This is a genomic window from Holdemanella sp. DFI.5.55, assembly GCF_020593575.1.
Taxonomy (GTDB): Bacteria; Bacillota_I; Bacilli_A; order Erysipelotrichales; family Erysipelotrichaceae; genus Holdemanella; species Holdemanella hominis.
Map to the genome: position 1 here is coordinate 1 of NZ_JAJDMK010000172.1, position 940 is coordinate 940.

Here is a 940-nt window from a genome sequence, read left to right on the forward strand (position 1 = left end):
AAATCATCAAATAAATCAAACATTGGATAGTACTTCATAAATATCGCCTCCTGATTACTAGATTATGAAATCTATCTTCAAGTTACGGGATATATTTTGACTTATCTCTAACTTCAATTATCATTATAGTCGCTTTTTTAGCACTGTCAACACTTAAGTGCTAATTTTTTATAAAAAATTAGAGTGTGATTTCTCACACTCTATTTACCCATTTCATTCATAGAAACCATTGAGAAACTCAAAGATTCCAATACTTTAATTAAGGCATGTGCCGTATCTAAACTTGTCATACAAGAAATATTGTTTTCTGCAGACACACGACGAATCAAGAATCCATCTTTACTTGTAGAATTATCTTTATTTGACATTGTGTTGATGACAAAGTTTACATGTCCATGACGAATAATATCCAATACCGTTTCATTTCCATTATCCTCATTGACTTTGGCCGCTACATGTACAAATAAGCCATTATCTTCTAAGAATTTAGCTGTACCCTTCGTCGCATAAATTCCATATCCAATGTTATAGAAACGTTTTGCGATTTCTAAAGCATCCTGTTTATTATCATCATCAATTGTTAGTAATACACTTCCATGTAAAGGAATATTAATTCCAGAAGCTACTAAAGCCTTGTACAATGCTTTTTCTAAGTTTACATCACTACCCAAAGCCTCACCTGTAGATTTCATTTCAGGTCCTAACACTGTATCTACACTACGTAATTTCGCAAATGAAAATACTGGTGCTTTGACAAAGACTCTTTCTTTATCTTCAGGATGATATCCTGGTATTAAGTCTTGATCTTCAATACTTTCACCTAATACACACTTAGTCGCAATTTGAGACATAGGAACACCTGTAATCTTAGATAAGAATGGTACGGTACGAGATGAACGTGGGTTTACCTCTAATACATATACGTTACTTTCTTTATCTA

The 940-nt window shown here is 32.8% G+C and carries 1 pseudogene; it reads right to left on the minus strand.

Annotated elements, in window-relative coordinates:
• Nucleotides 1–200 precede the first annotated feature (200 nt).
• Nucleotides 201–940, minus strand: a pseudogene (locus LJE08_RS13610) (carbamoyl-phosphate synthase large subunit); the annotation flags it as partial.